The 20,376-nt window shown below is 65.6% G+C and carries 20 protein-coding genes; 8 read left to right on the top strand and 12 right to left on the bottom strand.

Annotated elements, in window-relative coordinates; all coding sequences use genetic code 11:
* Window positions 1-15: 15 nt before the first annotated feature.
* Window positions 16-729, bottom strand: coding sequence for a substrate-binding periplasmic protein (locus KVP70_RS04805; RefSeq protein WP_217940936.1), 714 nt, complete (start codon window positions 727-729; stop codon window positions 16-18).
* Window positions 730-842: 113 nt separating this feature from the next.
* Here KVP70_RS04805 and ffh point away from each other — a divergent pair, with 113 nt between their 5' ends.
* Both ffh and KVP70_RS04795 read left to right on the top strand, forming a co-directional pair.
* Window positions 843-2,210 carry a signal recognition particle protein gene (gene ffh / locus KVP70_RS04800; RefSeq protein WP_217940935.1) on the top strand — a complete coding sequence of 456 codons (1,368 nt, stop codon included), beginning with the start codon at window positions 843-845 and terminating at the stop codon, window positions 2,208-2,210.
* Between the two features lie 191 nt (window positions 2,211-2,401).
* On the top strand, window positions 2,402-2,794 hold the full coding sequence (locus tag KVP70_RS04795) for an SWIB/MDM2 domain-containing protein (RefSeq protein WP_217940934.1): 393 nt from the start codon (window positions 2,402-2,404) through the stop codon (window positions 2,792-2,794).
* A 125-nt stretch (window positions 2,795-2,919) separates the two neighbouring features.
* On the opposite strand, the gene KVP70_RS04790 is transcribed toward KVP70_RS04795, so the two are convergent.
* Window positions 2,920-3,552 carry a lytic transglycosylase domain-containing protein gene (locus tag KVP70_RS04790; RefSeq protein WP_217941165.1) on the bottom strand — a complete coding sequence of 211 codons (633 nt, stop codon included), beginning with the start codon at window positions 3,550-3,552 and terminating at the stop codon, window positions 2,920-2,922.
* Between the two features lie 11 nt (window positions 3,553-3,563).
* Window positions 3,564-5,300, bottom strand: a complete 1,737-nt coding sequence (locus tag KVP70_RS04785) for a proline--tRNA ligase (protein ID WP_217940933.1) — start codon at window positions 5,298-5,300, stop codon at window positions 3,564-3,566.
* A gap of 202 nt (window positions 5,301-5,502) precedes the next feature.
* On the opposite strand from KVP70_RS04785, the gene KVP70_RS04780 reads away from it, so the two are divergent.
* Entirely contained in the window at window positions 5,503-6,114 is a 612-nt protein-coding gene (locus KVP70_RS04780) for an RNA pyrophosphohydrolase (protein WP_217940932.1), read from the top strand.
* Window positions 6,115-6,223: 109 nt separating this feature from the next.
* On the opposite strand, the gene KVP70_RS04775 is transcribed toward KVP70_RS04780, so the two are convergent.
* Window positions 6,224-6,805: a malonic semialdehyde reductase gene (locus KVP70_RS04775; RefSeq protein ID WP_229224597.1), complete on the bottom strand. Its 582-nt coding sequence runs from the start codon at window positions 6,803-6,805 to the stop codon at window positions 6,224-6,226.
* A gap of 81 nt (window positions 6,806-6,886) precedes the next feature.
* On the opposite strand from KVP70_RS04775, the gene KVP70_RS04770 reads away from it, so the two are divergent.
* Complete coding sequence (locus KVP70_RS04770) at window positions 6,887-7,315, top strand: DUF1841 family protein (protein WP_217940931.1); 429 nt, start codon at window positions 6,887-6,889, stop codon at window positions 7,313-7,315.
* Window positions 7,316-7,414: 99 nt separating this feature from the next.
* On the opposite strand, the gene KVP70_RS04765 is transcribed toward KVP70_RS04770, so the two are convergent.
* Window positions 7,415-7,756 (bottom strand): c-type cytochrome, encoded by a 342-nt coding sequence (locus KVP70_RS04765; protein WP_217940930.1) that lies wholly within the window; start codon window positions 7,754-7,756, stop codon window positions 7,415-7,417.
* An 11-nt stretch (window positions 7,757-7,767) separates the two neighbouring features.
* Window positions 7,768-8,109, bottom strand: coding sequence for a c-type cytochrome (locus KVP70_RS04760; protein ID WP_217940929.1), 342 nt, complete (start codon window positions 8,107-8,109; stop codon window positions 7,768-7,770).
* Window positions 8,110-8,319: 210 nt separating this feature from the next.
* Between KVP70_RS04760 and KVP70_RS04755 the strand changes: the two genes are divergently transcribed.
* The 4 genes from KVP70_RS04755 to KVP70_RS04740 all read left to right on the top strand — a co-directional run bounded on the left by KVP70_RS04755 (window position 8,320) and on the right by KVP70_RS04740 (window position 12,041).
* Window positions 8,320-9,174: an AAA family ATPase gene (locus tag KVP70_RS04755; RefSeq protein ID WP_217940928.1), complete on the top strand. Its 855-nt coding sequence runs from the start codon at window positions 8,320-8,322 to the stop codon at window positions 9,172-9,174.
* Window positions 9,174-9,788: a GNAT family N-acetyltransferase gene (locus tag KVP70_RS04750; RefSeq protein ID WP_217940927.1), complete on the top strand. Its 615-nt coding sequence runs from the start codon at window positions 9,174-9,176 to the stop codon at window positions 9,786-9,788. Before KVP70_RS04755 ends, KVP70_RS04750 begins: the two co-directional genes overlap by 1 nt.
* Before the next feature lies 1 nt (window position 9,789).
* Window positions 9,790-10,959, top strand: coding sequence for a vWA domain-containing protein (locus KVP70_RS04745; RefSeq protein WP_217940926.1), 1,170 nt, complete (start codon window positions 9,790-9,792; stop codon window positions 10,957-10,959).
* 155 nt (window positions 10,960-11,114) lie between these two features.
* Entirely contained in the window at window positions 11,115-12,041 is a 927-nt protein-coding gene (locus tag KVP70_RS04740; RefSeq protein WP_217940925.1) for a GNAT family N-acetyltransferase, read from the top strand.
* Window positions 12,042-12,056: 15 nt separating this feature from the next.
* Here KVP70_RS04740 and kdpE read toward each other — a convergent pair whose 3' ends face one another.
* Genes kdpE through KVP70_RS04710 form a run of 6 tightly spaced genes read right to left on the bottom strand, consistent with a single transcriptional unit; the run spans window position 12,057 to window position 20,218 of the window.
* Entirely contained in the window at window positions 12,057-12,761 is a 705-nt protein-coding gene (gene kdpE / locus KVP70_RS04735) for a two-component system response regulator KdpE (RefSeq protein ID WP_217940924.1), read from the bottom strand.
* Window positions 12,758-15,526, bottom strand: coding sequence for a two-component system sensor histidine kinase KdpD (gene kdpD, locus KVP70_RS04730; protein ID WP_217940923.1), 2,769 nt, complete (start codon window positions 15,524-15,526; stop codon window positions 12,758-12,760). Before kdpD ends, kdpE begins: the two co-directional genes overlap by 4 nt.
* A gap of 34 nt (window positions 15,527-15,560) precedes the next feature.
* Entirely contained in the window at window positions 15,561-16,154 is a 594-nt protein-coding gene (gene kdpC, locus KVP70_RS04725) for a potassium-transporting ATPase subunit KdpC (RefSeq protein ID WP_217940922.1), read from the bottom strand.
* Window positions 16,155-16,169: 15 nt separating this feature from the next.
* A complete protein-coding gene (gene kdpB / locus KVP70_RS04720; RefSeq protein ID WP_416053878.1) occupies window positions 16,170-18,290 on the bottom strand; it encodes a potassium-transporting ATPase subunit KdpB in 2,121 nt (706 codons plus the stop codon).
* Between the two features lie 9 nt (window positions 18,291-18,299).
* Window positions 18,300-20,129, bottom strand: coding sequence for a potassium-transporting ATPase subunit KdpA (gene kdpA, locus KVP70_RS04715; RefSeq protein ID WP_217940921.1), 1,830 nt, complete (start codon window positions 20,127-20,129; stop codon window positions 18,300-18,302).
* Window positions 20,129-20,218, bottom strand: coding sequence for a potassium-transporting ATPase subunit F (locus tag KVP70_RS04710; protein ID WP_020701117.1), 90 nt, complete (start codon window positions 20,216-20,218; stop codon window positions 20,129-20,131). The genes kdpA and KVP70_RS04710 overlap by 1 nt, the downstream gene beginning before the upstream one ends.
* Window positions 20,219-20,376 lie beyond the last annotated feature (158 nt).

Genomic DNA, 20,376 nt, shown 5'->3' with positions numbered 1-20,376 from the left:
AGTTGCCTATCGCCGTCAATCCTTCAGGTATTTGTCGTAGATCGCCCGGTAACGGCCGCTCTTGTGCAGCTGCGCCAGGCCGGCGTTGAAGTCGTCGCGGATGGCGGCGTCGCGGAACACCGGGCGGTAGTCGTTGGGGTCGGCGCGGATGAAGCTGTGCTCGTCCAGCGCCGGCATCACGAAGCCCGGCTGGCGCTGCTTGAGCAGGCGCGTGTAGTACTGGAAGATGCTGCGGTCGCTCAGCACCACCTCGTAGCGCCCCAGCGCCAGCAACTGCGGCTGGGCCTCCTGGTGGTTGTTCTCGACGTAGTCGGGGCTGGAGACCAGCGGCTGCAGCCAGTTCGGGTAGCGCGCGGCGGCGCCGACGAAGGCGATCACGCTGCGGCCCCGCAAGTCCTGCGGCTTGCGCAACTGTATCTTGCGGCCGGCGAGCGTGTAGAACACATTGTCGTAGATGACCGGCGCGGCGCCGTAGTGGCCGCCGTAGCGCGTCATGTCCTCGCCGACGTCCATCATGATGGCGTCGACCCCGCCCGTCTTGAACGTGAGCGGGATGCGGCCCATCGGCAGATAGCGCGCCCGCAGCACGTGGCCGCGGTAGGCCAGCGCCTCGCGCACCACCTCCACTTCGATGCCGGCGTCCTCGCGCACCAATATAAAGGGCGGCAGATTGTCGCCGAAGGCCATGCTGACGGTGGCGGCGCCGGCCGGCCCGGCCAGCGCCAGCATTGTGCTTACTAAGAGGTGCGCTCGGTTCATGCCGTAAATGATAACAGGCCCGCCGGCGCCCGCGGCCTGCCCGATGGGGTAAAATGACGGCCACTGTTCATTCCGGGTTCATCATGCTAGACAATCTTACCCAACGCCTTGCCAAGGTCGTTAAAACCATGCGCGGCGAGGCCCGCCTGACCGAAGCCAACACCGCCGAGATGCTGCGCGAAGTGCGCCTGGCGCTGCTAGAGGCCGACGTCGCCCTGCCCGCCGTGCGCGAATTCATCGCCAAGGTCAAGGAAAAGGCCCTGGGCGAGGAGGTCATCTCCTCGCTGACGCCGGGCCAGGCCCTGGTCGGCGTGGTGCAGCGCGAGCTGGCCGCCCTCATGGGCGCCGACCTCGGCCCCGAAGCTGCGCAGCTGAGCTTTGCCCAGCAGCCGCCGGCGATCATCCTGATGGCCGGTCTGCAAGGCGTGGGCAAGACCACCACCGTCGGCAAGCTGGCCAAGTACCTGAAGGAAGAAAAGAAAAAGAAAGTGCTGACCGTCTCGGCCGACGTGTATCGTCCCGCCGCGATCGCCCAGCTGCAATCGGTCACCGCGCAAGTGGGCGCCGACTTCTTCCCATCCACCGCGCAGGACAAGCCGGTCGACATCGCGCTGGCCGCGCTGGACTGGGCCAAGAAGCACTACCACGACGTGCTGATCATCGACACCGCCGGCCGTCTGGGCATCGACGAAGAGATGATGAAGGAAATCGCCGCCGTGCACGCGGCGGTCAAGCCGATCGAAACCCTGTTCGTGGTCGACGCCATGCTGGGCCAGGACGCGATCAACACCGCCAAGGCCTTCAACGACGCGCTGCCGCTGACCGGCATCGTGCTGACCAAGCTCGACGGCGACGCCCGCGGCGGCGCCGCGCTGTCGGTGCGCCACATCACCGGCAAGCCGATCAAGTTTGCCGGCGTGTCGGAAAAGCTCGACGGCCTGGAAGCGTTCGACCCGGTGCGCATGGCCAGCCGCGTGCTGGGCATGGGCGACATCATGGCGCTGGTGGAAGAGGCGCGCAAAGGCGTCGACACCAAGGCCGCCGCGGAATTAGCGGCCAAGGTCAAGTCCGGCGGCAAGTTCGACATGAACGACTTCAAGGCGCAGCTGGGCCAGATGAAGAAAATGGGCGGCATGGCTAGCCTGGTCGACAAGCTGCCGGCGCAGTTCCAGCAGGCCGCCGGCGGCGCCAACATGGACCAGGCCGACAAGCAGGTGCGGCGCATGGTCGGCATCATCGACTCGATGACGCCGCAGGAACGCGCCAAGCCGGAGCTGATCAAGGCCACCCGCAAACGCCGCATCGCGGCCGGCGCCGGCGTGCAGGTGCAGGAAGTGAACCGCATGCTGACCCAGTTCGAGCAGATGCAGAGCATGATGAAAAAACTGTCCGGCGGCGGCATGATGAAGATGATGCGCTCGATGAAGGGCATGATGCCGGGCATGCGCTAAGCCGGGGCAAAGCCTGCGTCACAGAGGGAAAAGCGCGCCGCCGCGGTGCGCTGCCCGGTGAAAGCCCGTGTTTACGTGGTGTTTCCGGGAAAAAACGCGAAAAACACTTGCATACTCGGTAAATCACCACCAATATTAGCCGGTGCGATCAATTGCGCAATTTTCCATGTGTTCGTTAAGGAGGCTCGAAGATGGCAACAGCCAAAAAAACCCCAGCAGCAGCACCAGCTAAGAAAGCCGCCGCGAAACCGGCAGCCGCGAAAAAGGCAGCACCAGTAAAAGCAGCAGCCAAGCCAGCAGCAGTGAAAAAAGCAGCCGCACCGGCCGCACCGCGCAAACCGAACGCCGCCTTCATGAAAGCGATGACGCCATCGGCCACCCTGGCCGCCGTGGTTGGCGCCGCCCCGCTGCCACGCACCGAAGTGACCAAAAAAGTCTGGGATTACATCAAGAAGCTCGACCTGCAAGATCCGGCCAACCGCCGCATGATCAATGCCGACGACAAGCTGAAAGCTGTGTTCGGCGGCAAAGCACAAGTGTCCATGTTCGAAATGACCAAGCTCATTTCCGACCACCTGAAATAAGCGCAGCGGCCAGTACAGCCGCGCCGGGATGCCGTCCTCGCTCACGCGATGACGGCATTTTTTATTGCACTTACAACATGGGGGTCAAGTCTGACATTCGGACACGAACTCTGCCGTATGCCCCGCTACGGCAGAGTTCGTGTCCGAATGTCAGACTTGACCCCCGGTTCTTTCCAGTTGTTCCAGGCCGACAGCACGGCGTTCGGATACTCCGGCTTGCCGCGGCTACCGTTGTAGCGGCCCAGCGCCAGGTAGAGGTTGCCCGCCTCCATGTCGATGTACATGCGCAGGATGGCGCAGCCATAGCGCAGATTGGTCTGCATATTGAACAGCGCGCTGCGGTTGCGGTCGCCGATCACATTGGTCCAGAACGGCATCACCTGCATATAGCCGCGCGCGCCAACCATCGACACCGCGTACTTGCGGTAGGCCGACTCCACCTGGATCAGGCCCAGCACCATGCCCGGCTCCAGGCCGGCGCGGCGCGCCTCGTACCAGACGGTGGTCAGGAACTCGTTGCGGGTTTGCTCGTCGGGCAGCTTGCGCTTCAGGCGCGACGACACCTGCGCCAGCCAGCCCTGGTAGCGCTGGCGTTCGGTGTCGGTGCGAAAGCTCGGCTGCGGCGGGGTCGCATCCTTGATGGCGTTCGACAGCGCCAGCCGAACCGAATCGGCCAGCGCTTCTTCCTTCTGGTTGCCGGCGTGGGCGCTGCCGACGGCGCCGGCCAGCGCCAGCACCACCACACACCCGGCCAGCATGGGCTTCACGTTCACGCCGCCATTTTGCCTTTGATGAAACTGACGATGTCGGCCACCGGCACGGCGGTCGCTTCGCTGTCGCGGCGGCCCTGGTATTCCAGGTTGCCTTCCTTCAGGCCACGGTCGCCGATCACCACGCGGTGCGGCACGCCGATCAGCTCCCAGTCGGCGAACATGCCGCCCGGACGCAGGCCGCGGTCGTCGAGGATGACGTCGATGCCGGCCGCCTGCGCGTCGGCGTACAGCTGCTCGGTCGCTTGCTTGACCGCCTCGCTGCGGTCCATGCCCATCGGGCACAGCACCAGCTCGAACGGCGCCAGCGAGGTCGGCCAGATGATGCCCTTGTCGTCGAAGTTCTGCTCGATCGCCGCGCCCAGGATGCGGGTCACGCCGATGCCGTAGCAACCCATCTGCAATGGCGCTGGCTTGCCGTTCTCGTCGAGGAAGGTGGCCTTCATCGATTCGGAGTACGCGGTGCCCAGCTGGAACACGTGGCCCACTTCGATGCCGCGCTCGATCGCCAGCACGCCCTTGCCGTCCGGCGAGGCGTCGCCCGCCACCACGTTGCGCAGGTCGGCCACGATGGTCGGCTCGGCCATGTCGCGGCCCCAGTTGGCGCCGGTATAGTGGAAGCCGGCGTCGTTGGCGCCGCACACGAAGTCGGCCATGTTGGCGACCGTGCGGTCGGCCACCACGGTGACCGGGGCGTGGGTGCCGATCGGGCCCAGGTAGCCGGGCACGCAGCCGTACACTTCCAGGATCTCCGCCTCGGTCGAGAAGCGGTGCGCCGCCAGGCCAGCCACCTTGCCGACCTTGACTTCGTTCAGCTCGTGATCGCCGCGCAGCAGCAACATGAAATACTGTTTAGCTACTTTGCCGTCGGTTTCGGTTTCCACCGTCAGCGCGATGGTCTTGACCGTCTGCGACAGCTCCAGCTTGAGCAGCTCGGCCACCGCTTCGCACTTGGTGGCGTTCGGGGTCGAGGTCTTGGTCAGCGCCTGGGCCGCGGCCGGACGGCTTGCCGCCAGCGGCAGCGCTTCGGCCGCTTCCATATTGGCGGCGTAGTCCGAGCTCTCGCAATACACGATGGCGTCCTCGCCGGTGCTGGCGATGACGTGGAATTCGTGCGAACCGGTGCCACCGATGGCGCCGTTGTCGGCCGCCACGGCGCGGAACTTCAGGCCGAAGCGGGTGAAGATCGCCACGTAGGCGTCAAACATGATTTTATACGACGCCTGCAGGCCGGCCAGGTCGCGGTCGAAGGAGTAGGCGTCCTTCATGGTGAACTCGCGGCCGCGCATCAGGCCGAAACGGGGACGGCGTTCGTCGCGGAATTTGGTCTGAATGTGGTAAAAATTCAACGGAAGCTGCCGGTAGGATTTAATTTCCGACCGCACCACATCGGTGATGACTTCTTCCGAAGTCGGCTGGATCGCGAAATCGCGGCCGTGGCGATCCTTCACGCGCATCAGCTCCGGCCCCATCTTGTCCCAGCGTCCGGTCTCCTGCCAGAGCTCGGCCGGCTGCACCAAAGGCATCAGCAGCTCAATGGCGGCGGCCTTGTTCATCTCTTCGCGGACGATGGCCTCGACTTTGCGGATGACGCGCAAGCCCATCGGCATGTAGGTGTAAATGCCCGAACCGAGGCGTTTGATCATGCCGGCGCGCATCATCAACTGATGGCTGACGATCTCTGCGTCGGACGGCGCTTCTTTAAGCGTGGAAATAAAAAATCGTGAGGCGCGCATACGGTGAATTCTTTTTAAAAAGAGAGAGTTATAATCAACCTAATTTTAAAGGATTAGCTGGCTGATGCGTCCATACTTTATACAAATGCGTTCAATTGATGCCTCTCCGGCCGTTTTCGTACCCCGAAAACCCAGCCGGAGCGCGGTTTTGTGGGCAAAAATATAAGCAGGGAGCTCGGTCGCAGAAAGTTTGAGGTGCAAAATGCTCGATCGTGAAGGGTTTCGGCCCAACGTCGGCATCATCCTGCTAAACGCCCAGAACGAGGTGTGGTGGGGCAAGCGGGTGCGCGAGCACTCATGGCAATTTCCGCAAGGCGGCATCAAATACGGAGAAACGCCGGAACAGGCGATGTATCGGGAGCTGGAAGAAGAGATCGGATTACGGGCAGAACACGTCAAGATCGTCGGCCGCACGCGCGACTGGCTGCGTTACGAAGTGCCCGACCACTTCATCAAGCGTGAGATTCGCGGCCATTACCGTGGCCAGAAGCAGATTTGGTTCCTGCTGCGCATGTGCGCCCGCGACAACGACGTCAACCTGCGCCTGACCGACCATCCCGAATTCGACGCCTGGCGCTGGCACGACTACTGGGTGCCGCTGGACGTGGTGATCGAATTCAAGCGCGACGTCTACCAGCGCGCCCTGCAGGAGCTGTCGCGCTTCCTGACCTGGCCGGCCAACGGCCACGAGCGCCGGCACCACGGTTCGCGCTATCTGCGCCAGCCGCATCCGCCGCGGCCGAATCCGGAGGCGCCGGGTTCGACCTGCGGCACGGAGGCGCCGGCCGACGAGCCGCAAAAGAAGATCGGCTGAAGTGATCGGCCAGGCAAAACGGGACAGTCTGACTGTCCCGTTTTTTTTACCCCGCACCGCCATGCGGGGTCTGCCCCGGCAAGCGTATCGCTTAATCACACGGGGTTGGTCACGCGATGCGGCAAGCCTCGTCGAACGCCAGGCGCGGCGCGCGCGGACGCAGCTTGGCGACGTCGCCGTAGCCGAGGTTGCACAGGAAGTTGGACTTGAGCGCGCTGCCGGCAAAGAAGGCCTGGTCCACCCTGGCGTGGTCGAAGCCGGACATCGGTCCGCAGTCGAGGCCGATGGCGCGCGCCGCCAGTATCAGATAGCCGCCTTGCAGCGACGCGTTGCGGAAGGCGGTGGCCTGGATCGCCGCGTCGTTGCCGGCAAACCAGGAGCGGGCGTCCACCGCCGGCGACAGCTGCGGCAGCTTCTCGTAGAACTCCATGTCCATGCCGACGATGACGGTGACCGGCGCCGCCATGGTCTTGTCGGCATTGCCGGCCGACAGCGCCGGCAGCAGCCTGGCCTTGGCTTCCGGCGAGCGCACGAACACCAGCCGCGCCGGCGAGCCGTTGGCCGAGGTCGGCGCCCATTTCATCAGGTCGTACAGCAGTTCCAGCTGGGCGTCGCTGACGGCGCGGTCCAGCCAGCCGTTGTGGGTGCGGGCGTTGTAGAACAGGGTATCGAGGGCGGTTTGATTGAGCATGATCGATCCGTCAAGTTTAGGTAATTGCCATGATGGCGCGGGGCCGCAGTACACATTGTAGCCAGCGGGTACAATGGCGCCATGTTTAATCCATCTTCCGACGACGTGCGCCGCTTCTTCTGCGAGACCTTCCGCAAGCAGCGCGCCAACGAAATCCTGACGCCGCTTGAAACCATGGCGGCCGACTGGGTGCGCCACCATCCCGAGTACCACGACGTGCTGAGCGACGTCGACGCCGCGCTGGCGCGCGACTACTCGGTGGACGGCGCGCAAGCCAATCCGTTTTTGCATTTATCGATGCACCTGTCGATCGACGAGCAAATCTCGATCGACCAGCCGCGCGGCATCCGCGACGCCGCCACCGCGCTCACGCTCAAGCTCGACGACGCGCACGCGGCGCAGCATGAAATCATGGAATGCCTGGGCGAGATGATCTGGAACGCCCAGCGCAACGGCACGCCGCCGGACGGCGACGCCTACATCGAAGCGATCAAGCGCCGCCTCAAATAAGGCGGGGGTCAAGTCTGACATTCGGACACGACCTCTGCTGTAGCAGCCGCTACAGCAGAGGTCGTGTCCGAATGTCAGACTTGACCCCCGATGAATAGATTAGCGGTGGACTGCCAGCGTGCCCGGCAGGCTGTGCAGGTAGGCCGCCAGGTCCTTGATGTCCTGGTTGCTCAGCGGCTTGACCTGGCCGGTCATGATCGCGTTGTTGCGGCCGTTGGCGCCGTCGCCGCGCTTGTAGGCGGTCAAGGCGTGCTCCAGGTAATCCTTGTGCTGGCCCGCCAGCTTCGGATAGCTCGGGTCGATCGGGGTGTTGAAATCCTTGCCGTGGCAAGCGAAGCAGCTGTACTTGTCGGCCAGCGCCTTGCCAGAGTCGATGTTGCCGCCGGCCATGGCGGAGAAGGAAACGGCGGAGCAGAACAGCGCGGTGATCAGTTTTTTCATGTCGTCGGTCCTCATTTCGCGGCGGTGGCGGTGGCGGTCTGCTGCGAATAGAACGCGGCGACGTCGGCGATGTCCTGGTCCGACAGGCTGCCGGCGATCCCCTTCATCGACGGATGCTTGCGGTCACCCTTTTGATACGCCTTCAACGCACCCTCGATGTACTTGGCCGACTGGCCGCCTATCATCGGCACCTGGAACACTTCCGGGAACGTGGCCTTGTAGCCGGGAATGCCGTGGCAACCGATGCACATTTCAATCTTGGCCTTGGCGTTCTGGGCATTGCCCACGATGTCGGCCGCCGTGGCGAATTGGGCGAGGCCTGCGAGCACGAGGAGTGCGGTGATTTTTTTCATGGTATTTGCAAGGTAAGTAATCGGATACTACCGCGGATGCAAAACTTGACTTTTGCACTATTAACCTGCGATTCTAACTCAAGACTTTCGGCTACGCTACAGGGAATCATTGCCGCAACAACACACTGTCAAGCCCGCCCGGCCGAGTACTCCCTCTAACGAACTCCCCTATACTCTCGCCTATCCCCCTTCTTTTTGAGATCGACACGCATGCACGCCAAACAACGCTTTGAAGGTTCCGACCAGTACGTCGCGACCAGTGACCTGAAACTGGCCGTGAATGCGGCTTTGACGCTGCAACGCCCGCTCTTGATCAAGGGCGAGCCGGGCACCGGCAAGACCATGCTGGCAGAGGAAGTGGCGGCCGCGCTGAACATGCCGCTGATGCAGTGGCATATCAAGTCCACCACCAAGGCCCAACAGGGACTGTACGAATATGACGCAGTGTCGCGTTTGCGCGACTCCCAGCTGGGCGACGAGCGCGTGCGCGACATCCACAACTACATTGTCAAGGGCGTGCTGTGGCAAGCCTTCACCGCGCCCGAGCCGGTGGTGCTGCTGATCGACGAGATCGACAAGGCCGACATCGAGTTCCCCAACGACCTGCTGCGCGAACTCGACCGCATGGAGTTCTACGTCTACGAAACCCGCGAAATGGTGCAGGCCAAACACCGTCCGCTGGTCATCATCACCTCCAACAACGAGAAGGAACTGCCGGACGCCTTCCTGCGCCGCTGCTTCTTCCACTACATCAAGTTCCCGGACCGCGACACGATGGAGCAGATCGTCGCCGTCCACTACCCGAACTTGAAGAAGGAACTGCTGGCGCAGGCGCTGCAAACCTTCTACGAGGTGCGCGACGTGCCGGGGCTGAAGAAAAAGCCGTCGACGTCGGAATTCCTCGACTGGCTCAAGCTGCTGCTGGCCGAGGACATCCCGGCCGAGGCGCTGCGCAGCAAGGACGCCAAGGCCATCGTGCCGCCGCTGCACGGCGCCCTGCTCAAGAACGAGCAGGACGTGCACCTGTTCGAACGCCTGGTGGCCATGAACCGGGCCAACCGCTGATGCACCAGCTCGCCCATCCCGCCGCCCCGATCGCCCCCGTCACGCTGGAACTGCACGACGTGCGCCTGGAACCGCTCGGCCCGCAGCACGCCGACGGCCTGCGCGCGGCCGCGCACGACGGCGCGCTGTGGACGCTGCGCGTGACCTCGGTGCCCGAGCCGGAACAGGTCGACGCCTACATCGCCACCGCGCTGGAGATGCGCCCCGGCCGGCTGGCGTTCGCCGTGGTCGATGTCGCCAGCGGCGCCGTCATCGGCACCACCAGCTACCACGACATCGTGCCGGCCATCGCCCGCCTGGAGATCGGTTATACCTGGTATGCGCGCAGCCGCCAGCGCAGCCACGTCAACACCACCTGCAAGCTGCTGTTGATGACGCACGCCTTCGAGACGCTGGGCGCGGCGCTGGTGGGCCTGCGCACCGACAACTTCAACTTCGCCTCGCAGGCGGCGATCGAGCGCCTCGGCGCCAGGAAGGACGGCGTGCTACGCCACCACGGCCTGCGCCGCGACGGCACCGTGCGCGACACCGTGATGTACAGCATCACCGCCGGCGAATGGCCGGAAATCAAGGCGCAGCTGCGCTACAAGCTGGCGCTACACGGGACGAGCTGACATGCTGATCGATTTCTTCTTCACCCTCAAGGACGCCAAGATCCCGGTCACGATCAAGGAGTTCCTGACCCTGCTCGAGGCGATGCAGCAGAACGTCATCGAGGCCTCGATGGACGACTTCTACTACCTGTCGCGCCTGACGCTGGTCAAGGACGAGGCCCACTTCGACAAGTTCGACCGCGCCTTCGCCCAGTACTTCAAGGGCATCAATGCCGCCTTCGAGACCAACGCCGCGATCCCGCTGGACTGGCTGCTCAAGCGCATGCAGCGCGAGCTGAGCGAAGAGCAGAAGGCGCAGCTGGAGAAATTCGGCTACGACAAGCTGATGGACCGCCTCAACGAGCTGCTGAAGGAGCAGAAGGAGCGCCACGAGGGCGGCAGCAAGTGGATAGGCACCGGCGGCACTTCGCCATTCGGCAACGGCGGCACCAATCCCGAGGGCGTGCGCATCGGCGGCAAGGGCGGCAACCGCACCGCGGTCAAGGTGTGGGAGGCGCGCGCCTACCAGGACTACGACGGCGAACGCGAGATCGGCACCCGCAACATCAAGGTGGCGCTGCGCCGGCTGCGCAAGTTCGCGCGCCAGGGCGCCGAGGACGAACTGGCGCTCGACGCCACCATCCGCGCCACCGCCAACAACGCCGGCTTCCTCGACATCAGGATGCAGCCGGAACGCAAGAACAACATCAAGGTGCTGATGCTGTTCGACGTCGGCGGCACCATGGACGACCACATCGAGCGCACCGAGGAACTGTTCTCTGCCGCCAAGACCGAGTTCAAGAACATGGAGTTCTTCTACTTCCACAACTGCGTGTACGACTACATGTGGAAGAACAACCGCCGCCGCAATTCGGAACGTTTCCCGACCTGGGACATCCTGCGCAAATACCCGCCGGACACCAAGCTGATCTTCGTCGGCGACGCCACCATGAGCCCCTACGAGGTGCTGCAGCCGGGCGGCTCGGTCGAGTACAACAACGAGGAGGCGGGCAGCGCCTGGCTGGCGCGCTTCACCAGCGCCTTCCCCAAGTTCGCCTGGCTCAATCCGGAGCCGGAGGGCGTGTGGCAGTACCGGCAGTCGATCGCCATCATCCGCCAGTTGATGAACGATCGCATGTTCCCTCTGACCATGGACGGCCTGGAGCGCGCCATGCGCACGCTGAGCAAATAATGGGGAAATACAAGTGTTTCCCAAGTAAAACAATGTAAAGAGTGCCCGCTACAATTTTAAACAAATATTAACTTGTCATCGTATCGTACGACGTTTAGCCTGTCTTTTCTTTATGCTGTAGGCCCCACCCTCGCCCACAAAGACCTCAGGTTTTTATGCCACGTACCAAAAATATTCAACTCCGCCTGCGCCGGCTGGCGCGCCACGCCAGCCGCCGCTGGATCTTCGCCGGCCTGCTGGCACTGGAGGCGCTGATCTTCCTGCTCGACGTCGACACCGGCGCCGGCATCTCCTACTCGCCCTTCCTGGTGGCGCCGACCGCGCTGGCGGCCTGGCTGCTGGGGCGGCGCGCGGCGCTGTTGTTTGTCGTCCTGTCCAGTCTGGCCCGCGTGTTTGACTACGCCGCCACGCGTGGGCAGCACGACGGCCCTTCCCTGCTGTTGTACGAGTTCCTGCAAAGCGCGCTGCTGTACGCCATCGTCGCGTTGCTGGCGCTCTACCTGCGCGGCCGGCGCGACGCGCTGCTGCGCCATGCGCGCAAGGTGCGCGACGCCGCCCGCCGCGAACGCCACCGGCGCATCCTCGATTCGGCCATCCGGCGCGCGATCCCGGAAGATGTGGCCGCCATCATCCGGCTGACCACCTCGGGCGGAGAGAGCGGCGGCTTCGACCAGGCCGTCACCGACAGCGTGCGCCAGGCGGCATTGACCGCCAGTTTCACGGCCGGCATCGTCGACGGCGCCGCGCTGCGCGACCTGTGGAGCGGCGGCCAGACCACCGTGCCGATCGAATTCTGGGTCTGCGAAATCGATGCCCGCGTGGTCAGCTACATGATGATATTGGGGGTGGACGGACAGAAGAGCATGCAGCGCGAACTGCACGCGATGGCGGTCGAGGACAGCTACCGCGGCCGCGGCGTGGGCAACCTGATGGTCGACTTCTTTTGCACGCACTACAAGCACCGCCGCCTGGTCGCGGCCTGCCGCGACGGCTCGGCCATGCTGCACATGCTCTCCCGGCGCGGCTTCGCGCTGTTCACCCGCAGCGACAGCCAGGACTACCTGATCCTGGCGCGCGACTAGCCTGGCGGCGCGGCCTCAGGCCGGCAGTTGCAGGCGGTAGCCGACCGCCGTTTCGGTCAGCAGGTAGCGCGGCTGGGTGGGGTCGGCCTCCAGCTTGTGGCGCAGGTGCCCCATGTAGATGCGCAGGTAGTGGCCGTTCTCCGATTGCGACGGCCCCCACACGGCGCGCAGCAGTTGCGGGTTGCTCATCACGCGCCCGGCGTTGCCGACCAGGACCGCCAGCAAGCGGTATTCGGTCGGCGTCAAATGCACATGCTCGCCGCCGCGCGTGACGCGGCGGTTCTGCAGGTCCACCACGACGTCGCCGAACTGGATCAGGCCGGCGTGGTCGGCGGCCGGCTGGCGCTGGCGGCGCAGGGTGGCGCGCACCCGCGCCAGCAGCTCGCCCACGCCAAAAGGCTTGGTCAGGTAATCGTCGGCGCCGGCGTCCAGCGCGCGGATCTTGTCGGCCTCGTTGACGCGCGCCGACAGCACGATCACCGGCACGCTGGACCACTTGCGCAGGTCGGTCATGAAGTCGATGCCGTCACCGTCCGGCAGGCCGAGGTCGAGCACCACCAGGTCGGGCTTGCGGGTGCCGGCGTCGATCAGGCCGCGCTGCAGCGTGGCCGCCTCGTGCACCTGCCAGCCCTCCTGCTCCAGCGCGCTGCGCACGAAGCGGCGGATCTGCGGTTCATCTTCCACCAGCAAGGCGGTGGGGGCGGTGTCGGTGGTGCTCATAAACTTCCCTCGGTTTCCGGTTCCGGCATGGCCGGCGGGGTGCCCAGCGGCAGCGTCATGACGAAGGCGGCCCCGCCCAGCGGCGACGCCGCCGCGTGGATGTGGCCGCCGTGCGCCTCGACGATGGCGCGGCAGATCGCCAGCCCCAGTCCCACGCCCGGCTTGGCCGACTCGCGCTCGCCGCGGGTAAACTTTTCAAACACGGCTTCCTCGCGCCCATGCGGCAGGCCCGGACCGTCATCATAGACCATGACGTCGATCCAGGCGCCGCGCAGGGCGGCGGCGATCTCGATGCGCGAACCGGGCGGCGTGTACTTGGCGGCGTTTTCCAGCAGGTTGCACAGCACCCGCTCGATCAGCACGGCATCATAGCTGAGCAAGGGCAGCGTGGGCGGCAGCCGGGTGCGCAGCGTGTGCCCCTGCAACAGCGAGGCGCTGGCGCGCAGCGCGCTGCCGACCACCTCCTCCAGCGCCTGCCATTGCAGGTTGAACTTGACTTCGCCGCTCTGGATGCGCGCCATGTCGAGCAGGTTGGACACCAGTGCGCTCATGCGCAGCGCTTCGTCGTGCAGCAGCGCCGCCACTTCCAGCTGGGCCGGCGCCAGCGCCGGTTTGGAGCCGGCCAGCGTTTCCGACAGGCCCACCAGCGAGGTCAGGGGCGTGCGCAAGTCGTGCGACAGCGCCGCCAGCAGCGAGTTGCGCAGCCGTTCGGACTCCATGTTGACCAGCGCGTTCTGCGCCACCTCGATGTAGTGCACCCGCTCCAGCGCGATCGCGGCCAGCGCGGCGAAGGTGTCGAGCTGCTGGCGCTGTTCCGGGATCAAGATCCAGCGCCGCTGTTCGGGCTCGATCGCCAGCACGCCGCGGGTGCGCATCGGCGCCACCAGCGGCAGGTAGAAGATGCGGCTGGCCGGCAGCGTGTCGGTGCCCAGGCCGGCGCTTTCGGCGCGGTCGAAGGCCCATTGGGCGACGCCGGTGTCGAGCGCCATGCGGTGGCTGCGGGCGCCGGCGTCGGCCTCGCGCGGCGCGGCCGCCGGCGGCAGCAGGCGGCCGGCGTCGTCCGGCACCAGCAAGGTGGCGCGGACGTGGAAGGCGCGCTGGATGAAGCCCTGGGTGGTCTCGAAGATCTGCTCGGTCTGCAGCGCGCCCGACAACTCGCGGGCGAACTCGTACAGCGCGCGCGAGCGCTTCTCGCGGTGCGAGGCCACCCGCGCCTGGAAGCGCAGGTCGGCCGTCAGGTGACCGGTGATCAGGCCCACCGCCAGCATCACGACAAAGGTGATCAGGTACTGGAAGTCCGACACCGCGAAGGTGAAGCGCGGCGGCACGAAGAAGAAATCGAAGCAGGCCACGCTGACGCAGGTGGCCAGCACCGACGGCCCGCGCCCGAAGCGCACCGCCACCAGCACCACCACCAGCAGGAACAGCATGGCGATGTTGGCCAGGTCGAGGTAGGCCAGCAGGGGCGTGGCCAGCAGGGCGGTGGCGACGCTGGCGCCGCTGGCGGCCACGTAGCCGAGCAGGCGCCGGCGCGCCTGCGCCGGGTCCGGTTCGCCGTCCGGGCCGGCGTCGGCGGCGCTGGCGGCCGACGCGGCGTCGGCGCGCCCGGCCGGCGCCGCCTCCTTGCTGGGCGCACCGATCTCCACCAGGTCGATGTCGGGCCCGTAGCGCGCCAGGCGCTTGATGTGCGGCGCGCGCCATGGCCAGCCCGGGTGGGCGCGGCCCAGCACGATCTTCGACAGGTTGTGGCTGCGCGCATACTCCACCGCGGCGCGCGCGATGTCATGGCCGGACACCACGGCGGTGGTCGCGCCCAGGTCCTCGGCCAGCTTCAGGGTCTTGAGGATGCGCTCGCGCTGGCCGGCCGGCAGCCGTTGCAGCGACGGCGTTTCAATATAGATCGCGTGCCAGCCGGTGCCCAGCTGGCTGGCCAGGCGCGCCGTGCCGCGCACCGTGTGCTCGCCGCCCGGTCGCGGACCGACGCAGGCCAGCAGCGCGGCGCCGGTCTTCCAGATGTCGCCGATCGACTGCTCGACCCGGTAGGCGCGCACGTCGTCCTCGATGCGGTCGGCGGTGCGGCGCAGCGCCAGCTCGCGCAGCGCGATCAGGTTACCCTTGCGGAAAAAGTTCCTGGAGGCGCGCTCGGCCTGCTGCTCCTTGTACACCTTGCCGCTCTTGAGGCGCGCCAGCAGCTCGTCGGCGGGAATGTCGACCAGCACCACCTCGTCGGCCTGGTCGAACACGGTGTCGGGCACGGTCTCGCCGACGCGGATGCCGGTGATGCCGCCGACCACGTCGTTCAGGCTTTCCAGGTGCTGCACGTTGACGGTGGTGAGCACGTCGATGCCGGCGTCCAGCAGTTCCTCGACATCCTGCCAGCGCTTGGGGTGGCGCGAGCCGGGCGCGTTCGAATGCGCCAGCTCGTCCATCAGGATCAGCGGCGGCCGCCGTGCCAGCGCGCCGTCGATGTCGAATTCGGCGAGCTGCTTGCCGCGGTGGGCGACCTGCCTGAGCGGCAGCACGTCCAGTCCCTCCAGCATGGCCGCGGTCTCGCTGCGGCCATGGGTTTCGATCACGCCGACCAGCACCGGCTGGCCGTCGGCCTGCAGCTTGCGCGCGGCGGCCAGCATGGCGTAGGTCTTGCCGACACCGGCCGAGGCGCCGAAGTAGATGCGCAGCTTGCCGCGCGCCGCCTTGCGTTCCTGGGCTTGCACCTGGGCCAGCAAGGCGTCCGGATCGGGGCGTTCTTTATCGTTGGGGAACATGAAGGATCGCTAAACTTTCGCTGGAAACGCTGATTTAGCGAGTATGCGCACTTTCCGCGTCCAGCGCCAGATTCAGCGCCAGCACATTGACCCGCGGCTCGCCGAAGAAGCCCAGCGTCTGCGACTGGCGCTGGGCGTCGATCAGGGCCTGGACCCTGGCCGGGGCCAGCTGGCGCACGGCGGCGATGCGCGCCACCTGGTACTGGGCGCCGGCCACGCTGAGCTCGGGGTCGACGCCGCTGGCCGAGGCCGTGACCAGGTCGACTGGGATCGCCAGCCGGTTCGGCTGGCCTTGCGGCTCGGCCGCCTTGAGGGCGTCGATGCGGCCCTTGACGGCGTCGTTCTGGGCCGGGTTCAGCGGGCCGAGGTTGCTGCCGCCGGAGTTGGCGGCGTTGTTGGGCATCGGGCCGGTGGCCGATGGACGGCCCCAGAAGTACTTGGGCGAGGAGAAGGACTGGCCGATCAGCGCGGAGCCGATCGCCTTGCCGTTCACTTCGATGAGGCTGCCGGCGGCCTGGGCCGGGAAGGCGACGTTGCCGACGCCGGTCACGGCCAGCGGATACAGCACGCCGCAGATCACGGTCAGGGCGCCGAACAGCACCAGGGCGGGACGAATTTGGGATGTCATGATTGCTCTCCTACGTTAGACGAGATGGAACATGGTCAGCACCACGTCGATCAGTTTGATGCCGGCGAACGGCAACACCAGGCCGCCCACGCCATACACCCAGATGTTACGGCGCAGCAGCGCGGCGGCGCCGATGGCGCGGTAGCGCACGCCCTTCAGGGCCAGCGGGATCAGGAACACGATGATCAGCGCGTTGAAGATCACGGCCGACATGATGGCCGAGTTCGGGCTGCTCAGGTGCATGACGTCGAGCGCCTTGAGCGCCGGGAAGGTGCCCACGAAGGCCGCCGGGATGATGGCGAAGTACTTGGCGACGTCGTTGGCGATCGAGAAGGTGGTCAGCGAACCGCGCGTCATCAGCATCTGCTTGCCGATCTCGACGATCTCGAGCAGCTTGGTCGGGTTCGAATCGAGGTCGACCATGTTGCCGGCCTCTTTCGCGGCCTGGGTGCCCGAGTTCATCGCCACGGCGACGTCGGCCTGGGCCAGCGCCGGCGCGTCGTTGGTGCCGTCGCCGGTCATGGCGACCAGCCGGCCTTCGGACTGGTAGCTGCGGATCAGCTTGAGCTTGTCCTCCGGCGTGGCCTCGGCCAGGAAGTCGTCCACGCCGGCCTCGGCGGCGATGGCGGCGGCGGTCAGCTTGTTGTCGCCGGTGATCATCACGGTCTTGATGCCCATGCGGCGCAGCTCGGCGAAGCGCTCCTTGATGCCGCCCTTGACGATGTCCTTCAGTTCGACCACGCCCATCACGCGGCCGGCGTCGACCACCACCAGCGGCGTGCTGCCGCGGCGCGAGACGTCGTCGACGGCGCGCGCCACTTCGGCCGGATACGGCTGGCCCATCGCCTCCACGTACAGGCGCACGGTGTCGGCCGCGCCCTTGCGCACCGCACGCACGGCTCCCTGCTCGCCGAGATCGACGCCGCTCATGCGGGTCTGCGCGGTGAACGGCACGAACACCGCCTGCAGCGCCGCCATCTCGCGTTCGCGGATGTTGAACTTCTGCTTGGCCAGCACCACGATGCTGCGCCCTTCCGGGGTTTCGTCGGCCAGCGAGGCCAGTTGCGCGACGTCGGCCAGCTGCTGCTCGGTCACGCCGGGGGCGGCGTAGAAGGCCGAGGCCTGGCGGTTGCCCAAGGTGATGGTGCCGGTTTTATCGAGCAGCAGCACGTCGACGTCGCCGGCCGCCTCCACCGCGCGGCCGGAGGTGGCGATCACGTTGGCCTGCATCATGCGGCTCATGCCGGCCACGCCGATGGCCGACAGCAGGCCGCCGATGGTGGTCGGGATCAGGCACACCAGCAGCGCGATCAGCACCGTGATGCTGATCGGCGTGCCGGATTTGGCCGCCTCCACCGAGAACAGCGAGAACGGCAGCAGGGTCACGGTCACCACCAGGAACACGATGGTCAGCGCCACCAGCAAGATGGTCAGGGCGATTTCGTTCGGGGTCTTCTGGCGCTTGGCGCCCTCCACCATCGAGATCATGCGGTCGAGGAAGGTCTCGCCCGGATTGGCGGTGACCTTGATCACCAGCCAGTCCGACAGCACGCGGGTGCCGCCGGTGACAGACGAAAAATCGCCGCCCGATTCGCGGATCACCGGCGCCGATTCGCCGGTGATGGCGCTTTCGTCGACCGAGGCCACGCCTTCGATCACTTCGCCGTCGATGGGGATCACGTCGCCCGCTTCGACCAGCACGAAGTGTCCCTTGCGCAGGTCGGCCGCAGCCTGCGGCAGCCAGGTGGTGCCATGCTTGGGCGAGGCCAGCTTCTTGGCCGTGACCGACTGCTTCAGGCTGCGCAGCGAGGCCGCCTGCGCCTTGCTGCGGCCCTCGGCCAGCGCCTCGGCGAAGTTGGCGAACAACACCGTGAACCACAGCCAGATGCTGGTGGCGAGGATGAAGCCGGGCGCGGCCTCGCCCTGGCCGTACAGCGCCTGGAAGTACAGCAGCGTGGTGATGATGCTGCCGACGTAGACCACGAACATGACCGGGCTGCGCACTTGCACGCGCGGGCTCAGTTTACGGAACGAATCGACGATGGCCGGCACCAGCAGTTCCGAGTCGAACAGCTTGAGTTTTTGCGCTGGCGGATTGGACAACAGCGTCATCTCTTTTTGAGTGGCTTGTGACATGATGATTCCTTATTTGGCAAACAGCTGCAGGTGTTCGACCACAGGGCCGAGCGCCAGCGCCGGAACGTAATTGAGCACGCCGACCAGGGCGACCACGCCGACCAGCAGGCCGACGAAGATCGGGCCGTGGGTGGGCAAGGTGCCGGAGTTCACTTCCAGGCGCTGCTTGCCGGCCAGCGAACCGGCGATCGCCAGGATCGGCACGATCACGCCGAAGCGGCCAAACCACATGGCGATGGCCAGCATGGTGTTGTAGAACGGTGTGTTGGCGGACAGGCCACCGAAGGCGCTGCCGTTATTGTTGGCGGCCGAGCTGAACGCGTACAGGATCTCCGAGAAGCCGTGCGCGCCGGGATTGAGGATGCCCGCCTTGCCGTCCACGCACATGACGGCGATGGCGGTGCCGGCCAGCACCAGGGTCGGCGTGACCAGGATGGCGATCGAGGTCATCTTCATTTCATAGGCCTGGATCTTCTTGCCCAGGTATTCAGGCGTGCGGCCTATCATCAGGCCGGCGATGAACACCGCCATGATGGCGAAGATCAGCATGCCGTACAGGCCGGAGCCGACGCCGCCGAAGATCACTTCGCCGAACTGCATCAGCAGCATCGGGATCATGCCGCCGATAGGCATGAAGGAATCGTGCCAGGCGTTGACCGCGCCGCACGAGGCGGCCGTGGTCACCGCCGCGAACAGGGTGGTGGCGCTGATGCCGAAGCGCGCTTCCTTGCCTTCCATATTGCCGCCCGGTTGCAGCGCGTTCACCGACTGGTCGACGCCCATCGCCTGCAGCGCGGGGTGGGCTTGCTGCTCGGCGCCCATCACCGTGACGGTGCACGCCACGAACAGCACCGTCATGGCGGCCAGCACGGCCCAGCCCTGGCGCTGGTCGCCGACCATGCGGCCGAAGGCGAAGCACAGGCCGGCCGGGATCAGGAAGATGGCCAGCATCTGCGCGAAGTTGGTCAGCGCGGTCGGGTTCTCGTAAGGGTGGGCCGAGTTGGCGTTGAAGAAGCCGCCACCGTTGGTGCCCAGCATCTTGATCGCTTCCTGCGAGGCGACCGGACCCATGGCGATGCTCTGGGTCGAGGTGGTCAGCGTTTCGGTGACCGGCTCGCCCTTGGCGTCCTTGAGCGGCTGGCCGTCGGCGCCGACTTTCGGCTGGGTGTAGGTGACCGGGTCCATCAGGGCCACGTCCTTGTAGGCCGAGAAGTTCTGGATCGCGCCCTGGCCCACCAGGAAGATGGCGAAGATGAACGACAGCGGCAGCAGCACGTACAGGGTGGAGCGGGTGACGTCGACCCAAAAGTTGCCGATCGATTTGGCCGAGCGCGACGAGAAGCCGCGGATCAGCGCATAGGCCACGGCGATGCCGGTGGCGGCCGAGAAGAAGTTCTGGCCGGCCAGCACCAGCATCTGGGTCAGGTAGCTCATGGTCGATTCGCCGCCGTAGCCCTGCCAGTTGGTGTTGGACACGAAGCTGACCGCGGTGTTGAACGAGGAATCGGCGCTGACATTGGCCATGCCCTGCGGATTGAGCGGCAAGAATGCCTGCATTCGCTGCAGGCCGTAGGTCGCCAACGCGCCCAGGCCGTTAAACAGCATCAGCGCGATGGCGTAGGCCTTCCAGTTCTGGCCTTCGGTCTTGCCATCCTTGCCGGCGATGCCGGCGGCGCGGTACAGCAGGGATTCGATCTTGCCCAGCCAGCCAAGGCCACGCATTGGGCTAACTGCGGCGCCGCCGTCGCCGACGCGGGCCAGCAGGATGCCCAGTGGGTAGGACAGCGCCAACAGCGCGGCCAGGAACACCACCAGCAGGATGATGGATTGGGTAGTCATTACAGGTCCTCCGCTTTCAACAAGGCCACCACCAGGTAGACCAGCAGGCCGGCCGCAGCCAAGGCCCCAATCAGGTAAAAGGTGTTCATTGCTTGCCTCCCAATTTGTCGCAACCGGCGGCGAACGCCACGATCACGGCAAAGAAGACCACCAACGCACCGATAAATACTATGTCCATCACACCCCTCACAGGTCTTGTTTTTGATACTCGAAAGGTTAGCGGCTAGGGTCTAAAGATTGTGTAAAG

It is taken from the genome of Duganella violaceipulchra (genome assembly GCF_019166075.1).
Classification (GTDB): Bacteria; Pseudomonadota; Gammaproteobacteria; order Burkholderiales; family Burkholderiaceae_D; genus Rugamonas; species Rugamonas violaceipulchra.
Note: the sequence above shows the minus strand (reverse complement) of the source record. Positions and strands in the feature narration are given on the sequence as shown.